The following is a 17,104-nucleotide window of genomic DNA, read 5'->3' as shown; positions in this document are numbered from 1 at the left end:
GAGTGGCGGCTAGGGGAAATCCTCTAGCCGCTGTCTCTTTATCCACGGATATCGGGGTTCAACACGGTTGCGGCCCCCTTTGGCAAAGGCTCTTTAGCAATGCTTTCCTTCCTTCTCCGACGTGTCGGGCAATCAGCCCTTGTGCTTTTGATTGTTGGTTTCGTCGCCTTCTCAATGTTCAACTTTGTTGGCGATCCCATCGACAACATGCTGGGGCAGGAACGCACGCAGGAAGACATCGACCGTCTGCGCGCGCAGCTTGGCCTCGATCAACCCTTCCCGGTGCAATACTTCAAATTCCTGCAAGAAGCGGTGCAGGGAAATTTTGGTGTCAGCTACCGCCAGGGGCGTGAAGTCTCTGAAATCATTATGGAACGCGCGCCAGCAACGCTGGAACTTGCGGCCGTATCCGCCGTGGTTGCGATCCTTCTGGGTATTGCCTTTGGGGTTTACACCGCAATCCGCCGCGATGGGTTTGTTGCCAATTTCATTATGTCGGCCTCGCTGATCGGTGTTTCGCTTCCGACCTTTTTGATTGGTATCTTGCTGATCTATGTCTTTTCGGTTGAGCTGAATTGGCTCCCGAGCTTTGGGCGCGGGGAGGTCGCCCAATTGGGATGGTGGAGCACCGGATTTCTGACAGAAACCGGGTTGAAATCGCTGATCCTTCCGGCGATCACGCTGGGTCTGTATCAAATGACGCTGATTATGCGTCTGGTGCGTTCCGAGATGCTGGAAGTTTTACGCCAGGACTATATCCGCTTTGCCCGCGCTCGCGGCCTTGGGAGCCGGACCATCAATTATCGCCACGCGCTAAAGAACACCATGATCCCGGTTGTGACCATCATCGGTCTGCAGCTTGGCGCAATCATCGCCTTTGCCATCATCACCGAGACCGTATTCCAGTGGCCGGGTATGGGGCTGTTGTTCATCAACGCGGTGCAATTTGTCGATATTCCGGTAATGGCCGCCTATCTCATGCTAATTTCGGTGATGTTTGTCGTGATCAACCTGATCGTTGATATCACCTATGCCCTGATTGATCCTCGTATGCGGGTGAGTAAATAATGACCGAACAAACCACACCCCCGAGCCGCATGCGCCGTATGCTGGACAGCGATCTGTTCTACGCATTTCGCACCTCGCCAGTTGCTGTTGTTTCTGCTGCTGTTGCGCTGTTGTTGATCCTGGCTGCTGTGTTTGCGCCACTGGTCGCCACCACCAACCCGTTTGATCCGGCGGGGTTGAACCTGATGAATGGGTTTACGCCGCCGATGCAGGACAACGCCTTTACCGGTGAGAACTTCCTGCTTGGCACGGATGATCAGGGCCGCGATGTGTTTTCAACCATCCTCTATGGCATGCGCATCTCGCTCTTTGTTGGCGTGTCTGCGGTGCTGTTTGCCATGGTTTTAGGCATCGTTTTGGGCCTGTTGGCGGGCTACCTTGGTGGCTGGACTGACACTGTGATCATGCGCGCAGCTGACGTGCAGCTGACCTTCCCATCCATCCTTGTTGCAATGCTTATTTTTGGCATCGCCAAGGGCATCACTCCAATTGAATACCGTGATCAGATGGCGATCTGGGTGCTGATCTTGGCGATTGGCCTTTCGGACTGGGTGCAGTTTGCCCGCGTTGTTCGCGGCGCGACTTTGGTCGAGCGGGGCAAAGATTATGTATCTGCAGCCCGTTTGATTGGCCGCCCCTCGATCGTGATTATGCTGCGTCACATCCTGCCAAATGTGATTTCACCGGTTCTGGTGATTGCGACCATTTCGCTTGCATTGGCCATCATTGCTGAGGCGACGCTTTCCTTCCTTGGCGTTGGCGCACCGCCGACCCAACCGTCGCTTGGCACTCTGATCCGCGTGGGTCAGCAGTTCCTGTTCTCTGGCGAATGGTGGATCCTTTTCTTCCCGGCCTGCACCCTTTTGGCGCTGGCCCTGTCGGTAAACCTGCTGGGCGACTGGCTGCGTGACGCGTTGAACCCGAGGCTGAAATAATGTCTGAACCTATTCTATCCATCCGCAACCTGACCGTCGAAATCCCCACCCGGCACGGTATTTTCAAACCGGTGGAAGGGGTCAGCTATGATATCCGTCCCGGTGAAATTCGTGGCGTGGTTGGCGAAAGCGGTGCAGGCAAATCCATGACCGGTAACGCGGTGATTGGTCTGCTTGATGCTCCTGCCCATATCGCTGAAGGGGAAATCTGGTTGAAAGGGCGTCGTATCGACAACCTTGACCCAGAGGAAAAACGTCGTATCCGCGGCAAAGAGATCGCGATGATCTTTCAGGATCCGCTGACCTCGCTGAACCCGTTGTTCACGATTGGCGAGCAGCTGGTTGAAACGATCCAGTTGCATTTGGGCCTGTCGAACGCAGATGCCAAGGCGCGCGCGCTCGAGCTTTTGGAGGCGGTGTCGATCCCGAACCCGCCTGAACGCTTCAACCAGTACCCGCATCAGTTCTCTGGGGGTATGCGTCAACGGGTGGTCATTGCGCTGGCGCTCTGCTCAGAGCCCTCGGTGATTGTTGCGGATGAGCCCACAACCGCACTGGATGTTTCTATTCAGGCGCAGGTGCTGGATCTTATTAAAAAACTCGCCGATGAGCGCCAGATCGGTGTGATCCTTGTGACCCACGATATGGGGGTAATCGCGGATACAACCGAGCAGGTTACCGTGATGTATTCCGGCAAAGTGGTCGAAAGCGGCACCACTGATCAGATCCTCGGTGCGCCAGAACATGAATACACCAAATCGCTGATCTCGGCAGTTCCGCGCCCCCATGTCAAACTGCACCGCTTCCCGCAGGTGAGTTATGGCGGCCGTGAAACCGTGTTCAAGATCGATGATCTCGCCCGCAACTGGGACCGCTCGGTGAAATCTCAATCCGGCACATTGCTGCAGGTGAAAGGCCTGACCAAACGCTTTATCGAGAAGTCTTCGATCTTCCCGTCTCAACGCAAATACTTCACTGCGGTTGATGGTGTCAGCTTTGATATCAAAGATGGCGAGGTCTTTGGCATTGTGGGCGAAAGTGGCTCTGGTAAATCCACCGTCGCACGGATGATCGCCACGCTTTATGACACCGACGGTGGCGAAGTTCTGTTTGACGGCAAGGATGTGACCAACCTTGATGCCGAGGGGCTGGCAGATTATCGTCGTCAGATCCAGATGATCTTCCAGGATCCGTTTTCAAGCCTAAATCCCCGCATGAAAGTTGGTGATATCGTGGCCGAGCCGTTGATCCACCACAAGATCCTCAGCAAGGGGGAAACCGCGCCCCGCGTGCGCGAACTGCTTGATAAGGTTGGCCTTGCAAGCGACGCCTACCGCAAATACCCGCATGAATTTTCTGGCGGCCAGCGTCAGCGGATCTCCATTGCGCGGGCGCTTGCGACCCAGCCGCGTTTCCTGATCTGCGATGAGCCCACCAGTGCGTTGGATGTGTCCATTCAGGCGCAGATCCTCAATATCTTGAAGGATTTGCAAGAACATCTCGGCCTCACCATGCTGTTCATCAGTCACGATCTTGCTGTCGTGCGCCAGATGTGTGATCGCGTTGGTGTTATGCAGCGCGGTAAAATGGTTGAGGTTCAGGAGGCAGAGGGTCTGTTTGAGGATCCGCAAGCCGAATATACTCAGCATCTGCTGAAACTGATGCCACGACTGGCGCAGATCGCCAACTGATTGACGGCTATAGCTAAAAACAAAGGGCCAGCGACATCTTCGCTGGCCTTTTGGGTTCATACTGGCAGTCTTAGAAAGATTTGCCCAGTCTCACACCAACTTCACGGCCAACTCCTGATGGCACGAGGCTGTGATCGACAGATCGCAGAAACCCAGATATGGGCCGCGAAGTCGAGTATGCATGCAAGAATACGCAGGCCTGCTCTAACGATCGTTTATTGAGCACGCAGCAGATTAACTGAGAAATCACCTTGGGCATCAACCAGGTGTTCAGTCAGAGACCAGCCCGCCTGCGTCGCCAGCTTTTGCAAGGTGCTTTGGCGGTATTTATGGCTGTTTTCGGTATGTATGGTCTCGCCCGCTGCGAACTGAACAACTTGTCCCATCAAATGCACGGTCTGCGCCTTGTTACTGATCAGATGCATTTCGATCCGTTCATCTTCAGGGTTCCAAAGCGCCTTATGATGAAAATCCTCAAGCGAAAAGTTAGCTTTGGCCTCACGGTTGAGCCGCGCGAGGAGGTTGAGGTTAAATGCTGCAGTCACCCCTGCACTGTCATCATAGGCATCAACCAGTCGCTTTTCATCCTTGACCAGATCCGCCCCCAGAATGAGCGCATCGATATTTTCAATCGCGCGCACCCGTTTGAGCAGGTCCACAGCAGACTTGGGTTCAAGATTTCCGATGGTGGATCCTGGGAAAAACGCAACTTTTCTGCGGGTTTCGATCTGTGATGGCAGCAAAAACGGCTGCATGAAATCGCCCACAATTGGGATGATATGAAGATGCGGATAAGCCTTGCGCAAAGGGGCTGCGATCTGGTGCAGAAACGGCCCAGAAATATCCAGCGGCGCATAGGCAAAAAGCTGTGGAGCCGCATCCAACAACAAGCGGGTTTTTGTGCTGGAACCGCTGCCCAGTTCAACCAAAACACTGCCAGGCGGGATCAGTGCCGCCAAAGTTGCGGCATTCTGTTGCAAAATCGCGGTTTCCGTGCGGGTTGGATAGTATTCTGGCAGTTTGGTGATCTGTTCAAACAATTCACTGCCGTAATGGTCATAGAACCATTTGCTCTCGAGCGATTTTTGCGGCTGTGACAGGGTGTGCAGCGCCGAATTTGCCAGCGCGATATTGGTCAGGGCTGATTTGCTCATGTCAAAGATCCTTGGCGAGGCGCAGGCCCATCATCTGCCAACGCTGATGCGGGTAAAAGAAGGTGCGGTAGCTTGGGCGCATCTGTTCGCGCACGGTGGCACATGAGCCGCCACGCATCACAAATTGATTGACCATGAACTTGCCGTTGTATTCACCAATTGCTCCTTCAGGGGGGCGAAAGCCGGGGTAGGGAGTGAACGGCGATTGCGTCCATTCCCACACATCGCCCCAGATGCCAGCGCCTGGTTTCGGCTGGAGTATACCTTGATCCATGAAATTTCCGTCAATCGCGCTGCCGCGGAAGGCGATTTCATGTTCAGCCTCAGTAGGTAGCCGTGCCCCTGCCCAACGGGCAAAGGCATCCGCCTCATAATAGCTGACATGCACGACGGGGGCGTCGAGATTGACCAGCTGTGCGCCATTCAAGGTAAACGTCCACCAGGCCCCATCTTGTTGCCACCAATATAGCGGGTGTTGCCAGTCTTCGCGCTGATTGCGCGCAAAGCCATCCATCAGCCATAGGACCGCGTTTTCATAGCCGCCATCTTCCATGAAGGCGATCCAATCACGATTGCTCACTGGCCGATTGGCGATGGCAAAGGGCGCGACATAGGTTTTGTGGCGCGGCGCTTCGCAATCATAGTGAAAGCCCGATCCCTGATAGCCGATGTCGACGAGCCCGGCGTCATGGCTTTGAAATGACAGCTCGGGCGCAGCAACATTCGTTTGATCCGGCACTGTTTGATAGGCCGGTAGCAGCGGGTTGTGTGAAAGCCCATGCAGCAAGTCGGTAACCAAAAGCTCCTGATGTTGCATTTCATGATGGCAGCCAAGTTCTACCAGCGCATGGATTTCGCTTTGATCCGCACGTTCTTCTGCAATCAGCGCAATCAACGCCTCATCCACATAGGCGCGGTATGACAGCACATCTGATACCGATGGTCGTGAGATCAATCCTCGCTGGTTGCGGGCGTGGCGCGGTCCGGCCTGCACATAGTATGAATTGAACAGCCGCGCGAAGCGATCATCGGGCGATTGATAGCCGCTGCGGTATTTGCTGAGAATGAATTCCTCAAAGAACCATGTTGTGTGCGCCAGATGCCATTTCGCCGGACTTGCATCCATCATTGATTGCAGCATCATATCTTCGGGCGAGAGCGGCGCAGTGAGTGTAATGCTGCGCGCACGGGTGCGATCAAACAAAGCACCAATCTGTGGCTGCGGTGCCGGGGACATTAGGTTCATCTTGCGCTCTCCTCAGCGATGGCCATGACGGAATGAGGTGCAACCTGGTCATGCCAGGACAGTGTTGTGTCCAAGTTAAACTTATATGTCGATGTGATGCTCTTCACGGTTTCGTTGGTATGAGAAAAAGCGCGAATCTACCTATGCAACGGCCCTCTTCAGTTTCAGTTCACCGCGCCGGAGAGCGCGGTGGCGCAGTAAAATTATCTGTAGAACATGGGTTTTTAGCGGCCTGGGCGGGTGGGAACAGCTAAATCACTTGCAATTTGAAGCCTAAATCGGCATGGCTGCGTGCCGAAGATGTAAATAATCTATGATTTTATGCGTTGTGCAAATAATCTATGATTATCCAAGGGCGCAATCCTACTTCGCAGGGGCGTGTCAAACGGTCGGTGTAAAGGGGTGCGGTCATGGTTTTGCCAAGCCGGATTGAAGTTGAAGCATTGGGGTTTGCCATTGAAGGCAAAGAAGTGCTGCGCGACATTTCCCTGAATATCACGGAACGCCGCATTGGCGTTGTTGGCCGCAATGGGTCCGGTAAATCCACGTTTGCGCGCCTGCTGGCGGGGCTTGTTGCGCCAAGTTCAGGCAGCATAACAATCAATGGCCATGATCTGGCCAAGGATCGCCGCGCCGCGCTGACCGAAGTGGGCATTCTGTTTCAAAACCCCGAACATCAGATCATTTTCCCCACAGTGGGCGAAGAGATCGCCTTTGGTCTGGAACAGCAGGGCAACAGCAAGGCAGAGGCGTCTGAACAGGTGGATGCCGCGCTGGCGCGTTTTGGACTTAGCCATTGGCGCAACGCCTATATCAACACGCTGTCGCAGGGACAAAAACATCTGGTTTGCATGATGGCGGTCGTGGCCATGGCGCCAAAACTTTTGATTCTGGATGAACCCTTTGCCGGGCTCGATATTCCAACTCGCGCGCAGCTCAATCGTTATCTTGCGCTATATGAAGGCAGCTTGCTTCATATCACCCACGATCCCGCTGACCTTGCTGAGTATGAACAACTGGTCTGGATCGATCAGGGCAGCATTCGCCAAACTGGCCCACATGGAGTGGTGATGGCGGCCTATCAGGCCACAATGTATTCCGAGGGAGAGGCCGATGATCTCGCTCACCTCGCCAGTTAGAACCCGCGCCCATAGTTGGCCAGCCGGGATAAAACTGGCAGTGCTGGGCGTTGGCACGTTTTTCCTGTTTATGCTCCATGATCTGCGGCTGCAGGGTTTGGCTCTGCTGGTCATGTTGGTGCTCTATGCACTGCCGGGGGGGCAGTTCTTTCGCGCGGGTATGCGACGCTTGCAGGTGCTCTGGCCGTTTCTGGCGATTCTTGCGCTCTGGCATGGGGTGACGGCAACCTATCTGGAAGGCGCTGAAATCATCCTGCGTCTGGTGACAGCGGTGGGGCTTGCAAACCTTGTGACCATGACCACCGCGCTGAGCGAGATGATTGCAGTGATCCGCTGGATCGCCACCCCTTTGCGCCGCATCGGGCTGAATACACGGGCGATGGAGCTTGCGATTGCGTTGGTCATTCGCATCCTGCCAACGCTTGTTGAAAACGGGCAGCGTCTAACTGATGCCTGGCGCGCCCGCTCACCACGTCGCGCTGGTTGGCGCGTGGTTGTACCTTTTACTTTGCTAGCTTTAGACGATGCCGACCATCTGGCCGAAGCATTGCGGGCCCGCGGAGGAATTCTGGAAAACAAGGAGACCTAAGATGGAACGCAATGTCGTCCTTATTGCGCTGTTCACAGCGCTGATCGCAGCACTTGGCCTGGTGCCAAAACTGACCCTCGCCAGCGGCATCCCGATTACTGCGCAGACCCTTGGTTTGATGCTGTGTGGCACTGTTTTGGGTGCAAAACGTGGCGCATTGGCTGCGGCACTGTTCATTGTTCTGGTGGCTGCTGGCCTGCCGTTGCTTGCTGGTGGCCGTGGTGGTCTTGGCGTCTTCACCACGCCTTGGGCAGGTTTTTATTACGGCTATCCGCTGGCGGGCTTTGTTGCTGGCTTTGTGATGGAGAAATGGAGAGGTGGCAATGTCACTGTTGTTGCCGGTGTTGCTGCCGTTCTTGGTGGTATTGGCGCGCTCTATCTGGTGGCCGTACCCTATTACATGGTCGCAAAACCCGCCGGTCTTGGCGAAGCACTACTAACTGCGATGGCACCGTTTATGCCGGGTGACCTGATCAAAGCAGTTCTGGCAGGTCTGATCACTGGTGCGCTGTATAAGGCACGCCCGTCCAGCGTTCTGTCGCGCTCTGATGCTGCCTGAGTTCGCTGAACTCATCAAAAACCGACGCTCCACCCGGGCCTATACACAGGACCGGGTGGAGCGCTCTGTTGTGGAACGCATCTGCACCGCAGCACGGATGGCCCCCAGTGGTGCCAACCTGCAACCGGGCGCGTTTCATGTGCTAACGGGCGCAGCTTTGGCGGCGCTCACCGGAGATCTGAAATCGGCCTCGGCAGATGGCACACCGATAGATCTGGAATATTCCTACTTTCCCAGTCCTATGTCTGCCGCGCTCAAGGCGCGCCAACGTGCAGCGGGCTATGCGCTTTATTCTGCGCTGGGCATCGGACGGCGCGATATTGCTGCACGCCGGGCGCAATTTGATCGCAACTATGAATTCTTTGGCGCGCCGGTGGGGATCATTGTCACCATTGATCGCAACATGGGCAAAGGCTGCTTTATGGATCTTGGTATGGCGGTGATGGGGTTTCTGCTTGCTGCTGAAAGCGAAGGTCTGGGGGCAACCGGCATTGGTGCAATCGCCAATTACGGCCCGATCGTTCACCAACACCTTGGCCTGCCTAATGATGAAATGGTGGTTTGCGGCATCGCGCTGGGCCATCCGGATCGTGACGCGGCGGTGAACCAGTTTCGCACAGACCGCGCCGCGCTGGATGAATTCACCAGCTTTCGCGGTTTTGAAGAAGAGGGCACCTTGTGAATATAGCCTCCCCTATTGTTGAGACTGTTTTTGCCAGCCGCGAAGACTGCGACGCGGCGCTGCCGCATATTCTGGCGGCCCCCAAAGATCGCGCTCCGATAGAAAGCCTGTGTTTTCGCGAAGGCTACGGGCAACGCGCATTCCCCGAACAGATCGAGCTGAGCGTTACAGGTGGCATCAAAGGGGAGCGTTGGACCAAAGCGCCGTGGCTTAAGCTTGCGGATGGAAGCCCTGATCCACGCATTCAGGTCTCGATCTTGCCGTTGCGGGTGATGGACCTGTGCTGGCGGGATCGTCAAAACAGCGTGCATCCCGGTGATACGATGGTGGCTGATCTTGATATGAGCGAGGCCAATTTGCCCGTTGGCACCCGGCTTGCGGTTGGGAGTGCGGTGATCGAGGTGAGCGATTATTTCAACACTGCCTGCATCAAGTGGAAAGAACGCTACGGCGCAGAAAGCCTCGCCTGGATCAATCATCAACCCTATCGCGCGTTAAGGCTGCGCGGTGCTCTGTGCCGCATCGTGCAAGATGGTGTGATCCGTGCAAGCGATGAGATCTGCGTGCTGCGATAGCTTTATCCTTGCAGAACTAAGGCGCTGCCAATGCCTCCGGCGGCGGCGATCGCAGCCAATCCGTTGCGCTTGGTGTGTTGCAGCTGATGATAAAGATGCACAGCCAGTATAGCGCCTGATGCCCCAACCGGGTGCCCGCGCGCCAATGCGCCGCCATGGCGGTTGATTTGATCCTCAGCGAACCCTGCGCCGCGCAGACAAGCGATGGCCTGTACCGCGAAGGCTTCCATAATTTCTGCCGTATCCACATCCTGCGGCGTGAGACTGGCTCGTTTCAGGCTGTTCTCAATCGCAGGGAGCGGTGCGAGGCCAGGTTGCAAGGGATCGGCGCCGAGGGTTGCACCAGACAGAACCTCAACTGCACTGTGATTGCGGGCAATGCGCTCAGACACCATGAGCACAAAAGCAGCCCCATCTGCAGCGACAGCCATATTGGCGGCGGTGATGGAGCCACAAACCGTCTTCGCGCGGCTGCAATGACGCGGGGTCAGGTCTCGGGTGAAACTGTCTTGGCTGAGCCCTGCAATCGGGGTAATTTCCTGCATCAGCACATCTTCAGCCGCACGCGCTTTGGCGTGGCTGCCCTGCGCCCAGCGATCTTGTTCTTCATGGCTGATGCCAAGTTTTTGCGCCAGAGTATCCGCAGCTGTGGCCATATCCGGATCGCGGTCTGGCCACGGGGTGAACGGAGCCTGATTATATGGCACCGGCGCGCTGCCATCTGCCGGGGCGTGCATGCGGATCGGGCGGCGTGAATAGCTTTCGACACCGCCCGCGATCACCACGTCATGCAGGCCTGATCTGATCATCACATCGCCTAGCAAAATAGCGTCCAATCCCCCCGCGCATTGGCGATCAATACTAAGCCCGGCGATACGCTCTGGCAGGTTGGCGGCCAGTGCTGCAATCCGGGCGGGGTTTCCACCGGCACCCAGCGCGTTTGATAGGATTAACTCATCAATCTGATCACGTTCGATACCTGCGTGCTGCAACAGATCTGCGATCACTGGTGCTGCCAATTCATGTGGGAGCAGGTTTGAAAGTGCCCCCCCTCTGGGGGCAACTGCGCTGCGGCGGGCCGCGATGATATAGCTGGGGCTCATGCGTTTCGCTCCTGCCATAGCCGCTGCAAAAGCTTTAGGTCGGGTTTGCCAGCCGGGAGCAGCGGGATGTTATCGCGATACCAGAAACTGCGCGGGGCTGCGGCTGCGCCCAAGGTTGCGCGACAGGCCTGTCGCAGCGCCGTTTCATCCGCTACGCCCTGAACAACAGCAACAATATGATGGCCCCGTAGCGGATCCGCGACAGGGATAACAGCTGCAGCACTGACACCAGGCTGAGCCATCAGACAGCTCTCAATTGCTTCTGGGAATACGTTTTGATCTGCAACCGTCACCATCCGGCTGCGGCGACCCCGCAGATAGAGATAACCATCAGCATCCAGCAGTCCCATTTCGCCAATGGCAAGGTAGCCGCCTTTCCAACGGGTCAGCGGGCTGTCACCTTCTTCATAGCCTGCAAACAGATACGGGCTTTTGACCCAGATTTCCCCGACCTCATCCAATGGTGCATCAATGTGAATGTCGACGCCTGGATAGGCTTTGCCCACAGATTTATCCGGGGTTGCCGCATCTGACATGGAAATGAAACTGGTTTCCGAGGCGCCAAAGAATTCAATCACACGGGCTGCAGGGAACTGATCTGGCAGGCGGGCCTGTAGCCCCGCACCCAGCGCGCCCCCACCACAGATCAGCCGCGTGATCTTGGGAAAAACTGCACCATCCGCGGCAATCAACAGCCTGAGCTGGCTTGGAGTGGCATAGAGCAGGCTGGCCTCATGTTCACGTAGCGCACTTGCCTGCTGTGCGGGCGTGTGCCCCGAGAGAATTGCAAGATCGGCACCAATATGCAGCGCTTCTGTCGCGGCATAAAGGCTGATGGAATGGCCGAGATGGCCAAGCACCGCATAGGTGTCATCGGGCGTCACACCCAAAAGCGCTTTGTTGATCTCAAAGCTTGCGCGCCAACTTGAAGGCGTGCGTCGGATCAGTTTGGGTGCCCCTGTAGAGCCGGAGCTTTCGCACATCACCACCTGCACAGCGCTTTGCGTTGCTATTAGGGGTGTCTTTGCTAGCGGGCTTGCGCGCAAAGACAGACCCGAGCCAAGCGCCTTTAGCAATTGATCTGCGCCGTCAGCTTGTGGCGTCAGCAGCTTGGCCTTTGCCGCAATATGGAAAACCTCGCGCTGCGCAGTCATCTTCATACCTTACACCATCGTTCTGATCATAGGTTTACGCGAGTGTGAGGCTGCGGGCCAAGGGCAATCGGGCGTTTCAAAGCCAGCCAGTCTTAGCCATCAGAAGGTATGGCTTTGGCAATCAGCATCTCTGCCACCGTTTTTGCGTCCCGCGCTGCATTAGGCGTGTGTGACATCGCTGCCAGAACAATTGCGCCCTCTTTCAATATCAGCAGGTGTTTCGCGAGCTCCAATGGGTCCGCTGCACCAGCATCCCGGGCCAGAATTTCGAAATGTTCCGCGAGCAGCTTTTTGTGATCAAGCGACTGTTGGTTGATCGCATGGTCCTGAGCCTGATATTCCGCGCTGGCTTTGATGAACATGCAGCCCTGAAACCCGTCCTGCAAAAACCACTCTTCCATCGCATCAAAGATCGCCAACAGCTGGCCTTTGGGAGTGGAGGACAGCTCACCCATGCGACCAAAGAGCCAGCCGCGAAAGTTCTCATCACGCAGTTGCAGCGCTGCGAGGATCAGCTCTTCTTTGGTGCGGAAATGCTTGTAGATAGAGGTTTTAGAGACGCCTGTCTCCTTCGCAACCAGATCCATCCCGGTGGCATGGAAACCATTGCGGTAAAACAGCCAAAGCGACTTTTGTACAAGTTCATCGCGTTTGTTGCGGCTCATTCTTACTCCTCGTCTGGCTTACGCCCTCCATACAGCGGGAGGGGCTTGGCTACAACTTGGTCAATTTCTCACATTTTTCAGACTGTAGCGGAGAATACAATGAGATGCCGTTTATTTTACTTGCGAACATTAACCGATCAGTACACCATCTGAACATTACACAGACCACAAGACCACACAATACGATTCTGGCGCCCCACTCACCGCCAGATTGATACAAGGAAACAGCGTATGACCGATGCTCCACGCCCCCCTCTGCCCCCATTCAATCGGGAAACTGCCCTAAAAAAAGTCCGTGCGGCGGAAGATGCCTGGAATACGCGCGATCCTGATCGCGTAACCTTGGCCTATACCAACGACAGCCAGTGGCGAAATCGCTCAGAATATGTGAACGGACACGAAGAGATTCATGCTCTTTTGACTCGCAAATGGACGCGCGAGATCGAGTATCGCCTGATCAAAGACCTTTGGACCTTTGCAGACAATCGCATTGCTGTGCGTTTTGCCTATGAATGGCGCGACGACAGCGGCCAGTGGTACCGCTCCTTTGGCAATGAAAACTGGGAATTTGCTGAAGATGGCCGCATGCGCCGTCGAATTGCGCAAATCAACGATCTGGCGATCCGCGAAGATGAACGCAAATTCCTTTGGGGCGCGGGCCCACGCCCGGAAGATCACCCCGGCCTGGAAGAGCTCGGCCTTTAAAATACGCACCGGCCCCGGAAGGGGCCGGTTGCATTAGCGCGGGAACCCCTGCGCGTGAACCAGGCTCCAGATGTCGGTATTGAGCCGCTCCAGATTGGCAATGCAGCTGTCTATTGCATCGGCCTCATCCGAGGTGATGGTTTCCATTTTTCCCAGCTTGATATCTTTGCGCCGGTCCTGGATCCGCATCATGATTGTGTGAATTTTCCCCGCGTCTGGTTCAAAGGAATAGATGCAGTGATTGTATTTGTTGCGCAGTTTTGACTGCCGCACGAGCCGGGACGTCAGATCAAGGATCGCGTCCCGCAATGCAGTATCGACTTGCGGCAATTTTGACAGACGTTCCACCAAATCAACCCGGGCACGGGTGGTGTTCAAGGTCAGAAAAATCACCACTGCTACGTCTTTCTCAACCACTGCTAGACCAGCGATCAGATGGATCAACAGGCTTTCCGTATTGGTCCAAGTGTAGTTGAGACGCCCGACGCGCAACAGAATTTCATCCAGTTGCACATCGTGTGGATCCCCGCGCGCGTTCTGTGGCGAAGGGGGTTGTTCGCTCAATGCTGCATACCTTGAACGAATTTCATCGCAGCTGCGGTTCTGTTGCTCACCTTCAATTTGGTGATGACATGGTGAATATGCAGCTTGATGGTGTGCTCTGAGACTTTGAGCTTCTCTGCGATCTGCTTGTTCTGCAGACCTTTGCGAACGTATTCCATCACCGCGATTTCCCGCTGCGTCAATGTCGCGGCTACGGGATCGGGCGTTTCTGCTTCGCAGGCAACATCGGTTTTGCAGCTGTCAGCCCCGTTGAGCTGAATGACATCGGCTGGGAAATACGTGCCTCCGCTCAGCAACAGTCGCATGACCGCAAGCCAGATATCGATACTTTGATTCATAGGCAGAACGCCTTGCAGCCCGTCTATGTTTTTAAAGCTGGCAAATACTTTCTGTACGCAGCTGTCGTGCATATAGGCCAATACGATGCCCGGGGGCTCAAGACTTGTGCCCAGCATGTCGCGCTGTTCCAGCAAACGCTGAAACTTATCTCTCTCTTCCTCCAGGAGAGAGGCGTCTACAACGATCAAACAGGGTGATCCCGAATCGGGAAGATTTACAGCATTGAAGGTAGTGATATTATCGACTCGGACCGGATCGATTTCATCAATTTCTAATTCGACATTCCTCAAAACTGTTTTCGAAAAACTTTTCTTTGGTCCAATGAATATTGCTGTTTCCCCCTCGTTTTCAATATGGTTATGCGCCCCTGATGCCAATGGTTCCATACTCGTAATATTTGGCATTATTAACTCCCACACACACACGATAAAGTTCTCGAAGATATCGAGATGGTAATAAGCTGCTTATTCCATTCCCCTTAACAGTTTAAGCGCTCTTTTCCTCGCTCAAAGGAAGCCTGTGTGAATTGCTGTGCCTCGTAATTCCAGCTTCTGCAATTCGGTCTAGTCACGTTATTATGCTATCCGAAATATCGTCAACTAACCGAAAGGTTAGGTGATCTGGATGGAATTCTTATCCATAGGTTATAACAATTTTATCGAGTCGGTTCAAACTTGAAATATTTATATCCCTATTTGCGTGATTTTAAACTGTTAACCCATTAAATTGAATTTGGGTAAGTGGTTGATTTGAAGCGTGAAGTAATTGGAATTCCTCATATCTATTGAGTGTAAATCCAATCGCTAGCTTACCTCTACTGCTGTTTTTCGTGAACCTGATGAGGCTTGCAGCCCAGCCGCGCAAGTAAGTTTTAAATCTGACGAAGCGAGATTCTTGTCGGATACTCTTGGTCAGATTGCGAAAAAGAAGGAGGTGTAAATACGATTCACCAGGCACTCAGAGTGAAATCCGTTTTGAGTAATTTCACCTGAGACGAAAATGTTCATTAACAATTTAAATGCGTTCGGCAATGACCACGTTGGATATACTGGTGGTCGTTCGAACCCGATTGGGAGAACCGAAAATGTCAGGAAACAGACATAACCATCTATTCGGCCTTCAGGGCCAACTTCAAGGCCAATTGCAAGGCCAAGGCCAAGGGCAACACCAGGGTCAGGGCCAAGGTCAGGGTCAAGGCCAGGGACAGCATCAAGGTCAGAACAGTGAAAACCTGAACCTGAACGGTAATGGTAACCTGAATGGCAACGGCAACCTGAATGGTAATGGAAATGGTAACCTGAATGGTAACGGAAACCTGAATGGTAACCACAATTCCAACACCACCGACAATAACTCAAGCTCAGCGTCTGACAGTTCAGGTCATGGCGCAGGTGCTGGTGTTGGTCTCGGCGCGGGCGTTGGTCTTGGCGCAGGGGCAGGTCATGCAAATTCGGATGCTGACTCCAGCTCACATTCTGGCTCACATGCGGGTTCTCTGGCGTTTGCTGCAAGCAAGAACATCTCTGAGACCACAGTCACAAATACCAGCGATATCGATGTAGACATCGACATCGACATTTCTGACTGGGAACCAACCGATGATGACTTTGCTGACTTTGATCTCGGCGAAGACGCTGAAATCGGTGACATCACTATGGCCAATGGCGACATGAACACTGATATCGGCGGCAACACCGATTTCAACAAGGTCATGAACAATTCGTTGAACGGTCAGGGCAATGACACCGGCACCGTCAACAACATGAACAACGCGCTGCAGGACAACGATGTGTCCGAGTCCGCGGAAGTCTCCAATGATGGCTATTACAAAGCTTATCAGATCGCCAAAGGTGGCTATGCTTCTTCTGATGATGGCATCGACAATGAATCCGATGGTGGCGGAGCAGGTTATGCAAAAGCCAACGGTGCAGATGGTGGTAAAGCCTATGCAGATGGTGGTTCAGCGCTTGGCTTTGGTGGAAAACACGAAGGCAACGAAGGTGGTGAGAGCGAAGGCGACGATGGCGGAGATGGCGGCGACGCAACATCCGTTGGCGTAGGTCTTGGTGGCCTCGGTGTTGGTGTTGGTGTTGGTGCCAACGGGGGTGACTCCGGTGATGCTGGTTCCGGCGGCGGCGGCGGTGGCGGCGGTGGCGGTGGTGGCACCGGTTCCACTGGTGACACTGGCCATGCAGCTGGCTTTGGCAAAGGTGACAGCGGCGACGCAGGCGCAATTGGCGCAGGTCTCGGCGGCGGACTTGGCTTCCTGCCTGCGGGTAAAGGCTTTGGTCTGGGAGACGCGGACAGCGGCAATGCAAATGGCTACGGCAAAGGGTCCTCGGGCGACAGCGGTGACAGCGGCGATGCTGGTGACGGTGGTGCCGGTGGTGCTGGCGGCGCGGGTGGTGCATCGGGCACATCCGATGGCGGCTACGCTGGTGGTAAAGGCTTTGGTGCTGGTGAAGGCAACGGTCTTTCCAAAGCAATCGCTGGTGACGGCGGTGCAGGCGGTGACGGCGGCGACGCAGGTGCATATGGCGGCGTAGCTGGCGGTGCAGTTGTTGGTGGCGGTGACGCACTGGCACAAGGTGGTATCGGCGGCGCAGGCGGCTGGGCATCTGGCACCGGTGGCCAGGGCGGTCAGTCCGGTGGTTACTGGGGGTCCAACAATGGTGACGACGGGTTCGTGACCGGATCTTCCGCAGCTTCTGCTGATGCAGCGCTCGACAACGCAGCCTTTAACCAGAGCATCGTTCAAGGTGCAAACGTTCTGGGCAATACCGTTGACATGACCGTTGTGGGCGGTGGCTACAGCTCCACCCTGATCGGTGATGATGATCTGGGCTAAGTAGCTCAATCTAAAATACTGCGGCGCGCGCGGCTGGTCCGCGCGCGTTGCCAACAAAAAAACAACCGAGCAGTTCGGACCGGTGGGG

Annotated in this window: 17 protein-coding genes; 10 read left to right on the top strand and 7 right to left on the bottom strand. The window is 55.0% G+C overall.

Features of this window, described 5'->3' with window-relative positions:
* Positions 1–99 precede the first annotated feature (99 nt).
* The 3 genes from GG681_RS17290 to GG681_RS17280 are packed head-to-tail and all read left to right on the top strand — an operon-like array spanning position 100 to position 3,694.
* Positions 100–1,068 (top strand): ABC transporter permease, encoded by a 969-nt coding sequence (locus tag GG681_RS17290; RefSeq protein WP_153549288.1) that lies wholly within the window; start codon positions 100–102, stop codon positions 1,066–1,068.
* On the top strand, positions 1,068–2,003 hold the full coding sequence (locus GG681_RS17285) for an ABC transporter permease (protein ID WP_153549287.1): 936 nt from the start codon (positions 1,068–1,070) through the stop codon (positions 2,001–2,003). Before GG681_RS17290 ends, GG681_RS17285 begins: the two co-directional genes overlap by 1 nt.
* Positions 2,003–3,694, top strand: a complete 1,692-nt coding sequence (locus tag GG681_RS17280; RefSeq protein ID WP_153549286.1) for an ABC transporter ATP-binding protein — start codon at positions 2,003–2,005, stop codon at positions 3,692–3,694. The genes GG681_RS17285 and GG681_RS17280 overlap by 1 nt, the downstream gene beginning before the upstream one ends.
* 215 nt (positions 3,695–3,909) lie before the next feature.
* Here GG681_RS17280 and egtD read toward each other — a convergent pair whose 3' ends face one another.
* Together egtD and egtB are read right to left on the bottom strand one after the other, a co-directional pair.
* A complete protein-coding gene (egtD, locus tag GG681_RS17275) occupies positions 3,910–4,848 on the bottom strand; it encodes an L-histidine N(alpha)-methyltransferase (protein ID WP_153549285.1) in 939 nt (312 codons plus the stop codon).
* 1 nt (position 4,849) lies between these two features.
* Entirely contained in the window at positions 4,850–6,094 is a 1,245-nt protein-coding gene (gene egtB, locus GG681_RS17270) for an ergothioneine biosynthesis protein EgtB (protein WP_214645160.1), read from the bottom strand.
* A gap of 410 nt (positions 6,095–6,504) precedes the next feature.
* Here egtB and GG681_RS17265 point away from each other — a divergent pair, with 410 nt between their 5' ends.
* The 5 genes from GG681_RS17265 to GG681_RS17245 are packed head-to-tail and all read left to right on the top strand — an operon-like array spanning position 6,505 to position 9,638.
* Entirely contained in the window at positions 6,505–7,233 is a 729-nt protein-coding gene (locus GG681_RS17265; protein ID WP_153549284.1) for an energy-coupling factor ABC transporter ATP-binding protein, read from the top strand.
* Positions 7,208–7,822 (top strand): energy-coupling factor transporter transmembrane component T family protein, encoded by a 615-nt coding sequence (locus GG681_RS17260; protein ID WP_153549283.1) that lies wholly within the window; start codon positions 7,208–7,210, stop codon positions 7,820–7,822. Before GG681_RS17265 ends, GG681_RS17260 begins: the two co-directional genes overlap by 26 nt.
* Position 7,823: 1 nt before the next feature.
* Positions 7,824–8,381 (top strand): biotin transporter BioY, encoded by a 558-nt coding sequence (locus tag GG681_RS17255; RefSeq protein ID WP_153549282.1) that lies wholly within the window; start codon positions 7,824–7,826, stop codon positions 8,379–8,381.
* Positions 8,371–9,063, top strand: a complete 693-nt coding sequence (locus tag GG681_RS17250; RefSeq protein ID WP_153549281.1) for a nitroreductase — start codon at positions 8,371–8,373, stop codon at positions 9,061–9,063. Before GG681_RS17255 ends, GG681_RS17250 begins: the two co-directional genes overlap by 11 nt.
* Positions 9,060–9,638, top strand: a complete 579-nt coding sequence (locus GG681_RS17245) for a hypothetical protein (RefSeq protein ID WP_328593439.1) — start codon at positions 9,060–9,062, stop codon at positions 9,636–9,638. The genes GG681_RS17250 and GG681_RS17245 overlap by 4 nt, the downstream gene beginning before the upstream one ends.
* A gap of 2 nt (positions 9,639–9,640) precedes the next feature.
* On the opposite strand, the gene GG681_RS17240 is transcribed toward GG681_RS17245, so the two are convergent.
* The 3 genes from GG681_RS17240 to GG681_RS17230 all read right to left on the bottom strand — a co-directional run bounded on the left by GG681_RS17240 (position 9,641) and on the right by GG681_RS17230 (position 12,560).
* Positions 9,641–10,741, bottom strand: a complete 1,101-nt coding sequence (locus GG681_RS17240) for a thiolase family protein (RefSeq protein ID WP_153549280.1) — start codon at positions 10,739–10,741, stop codon at positions 9,641–9,643.
* Complete coding sequence (locus GG681_RS17235) at positions 10,738–11,901, bottom strand: AMP-binding protein (RefSeq protein ID WP_235900058.1); 1,164 nt, start codon at positions 11,899–11,901, stop codon at positions 10,738–10,740. The genes GG681_RS17240 and GG681_RS17235 overlap by 4 nt, the downstream gene beginning before the upstream one ends.
* Before the next feature lie 86 nt (positions 11,902–11,987).
* Positions 11,988–12,560 carry a TetR/AcrR family transcriptional regulator gene (locus GG681_RS17230; protein WP_153549278.1) on the bottom strand — a complete coding sequence of 191 codons (573 nt, stop codon included), beginning with the start codon at positions 12,558–12,560 and terminating at the stop codon, positions 11,988–11,990.
* 231 nt (positions 12,561–12,791) lie between these two features.
* Here GG681_RS17230 and GG681_RS17225 point away from each other — a divergent pair, with 231 nt between their 5' ends.
* On the top strand, positions 12,792–13,265 hold the full coding sequence (locus GG681_RS17225; RefSeq protein ID WP_153549277.1) for a nuclear transport factor 2 family protein: 474 nt from the start codon (positions 12,792–12,794) through the stop codon (positions 13,263–13,265).
* A gap of 33 nt (positions 13,266–13,298) precedes the next feature.
* On the opposite strand, the gene GG681_RS17220 is transcribed toward GG681_RS17225, so the two are convergent.
* Positions 13,299–13,829: a hypothetical protein gene (locus tag GG681_RS17220; RefSeq protein ID WP_235900056.1), complete on the bottom strand. Its 531-nt coding sequence runs from the start codon at positions 13,827–13,829 to the stop codon at positions 13,299–13,301.
* On the bottom strand, positions 13,826–14,572 hold the full coding sequence (locus GG681_RS17990; protein WP_153549276.1) for a response regulator transcription factor: 747 nt from the start codon (positions 14,570–14,572) through the stop codon (positions 13,826–13,828). The genes GG681_RS17220 and GG681_RS17990 overlap by 4 nt, the downstream gene beginning before the upstream one ends.
* A gap of 680 nt (positions 14,573–15,252) precedes the next feature.
* On the opposite strand from GG681_RS17990, the gene GG681_RS17210 reads away from it, so the two are divergent.
* Positions 15,253–17,016 carry a hypothetical protein gene (locus tag GG681_RS17210; RefSeq protein WP_153549275.1) on the top strand — a complete coding sequence of 588 codons (1,764 nt, stop codon included), beginning with the start codon at positions 15,253–15,255 and terminating at the stop codon, positions 17,014–17,016.
* Positions 17,017–17,104: the final 88 nt, after the last annotated feature.

This window comes from Tritonibacter aquimaris (assembly GCF_009617595.1).
Taxonomy (GTDB): Bacteria; Pseudomonadota; Alphaproteobacteria; order Rhodobacterales; family Rhodobacteraceae; genus Epibacterium; species Epibacterium aquimaris.
Note: the sequence above shows the minus strand (reverse complement) of the source record. Positions and strands in the feature narration are given on the sequence as shown.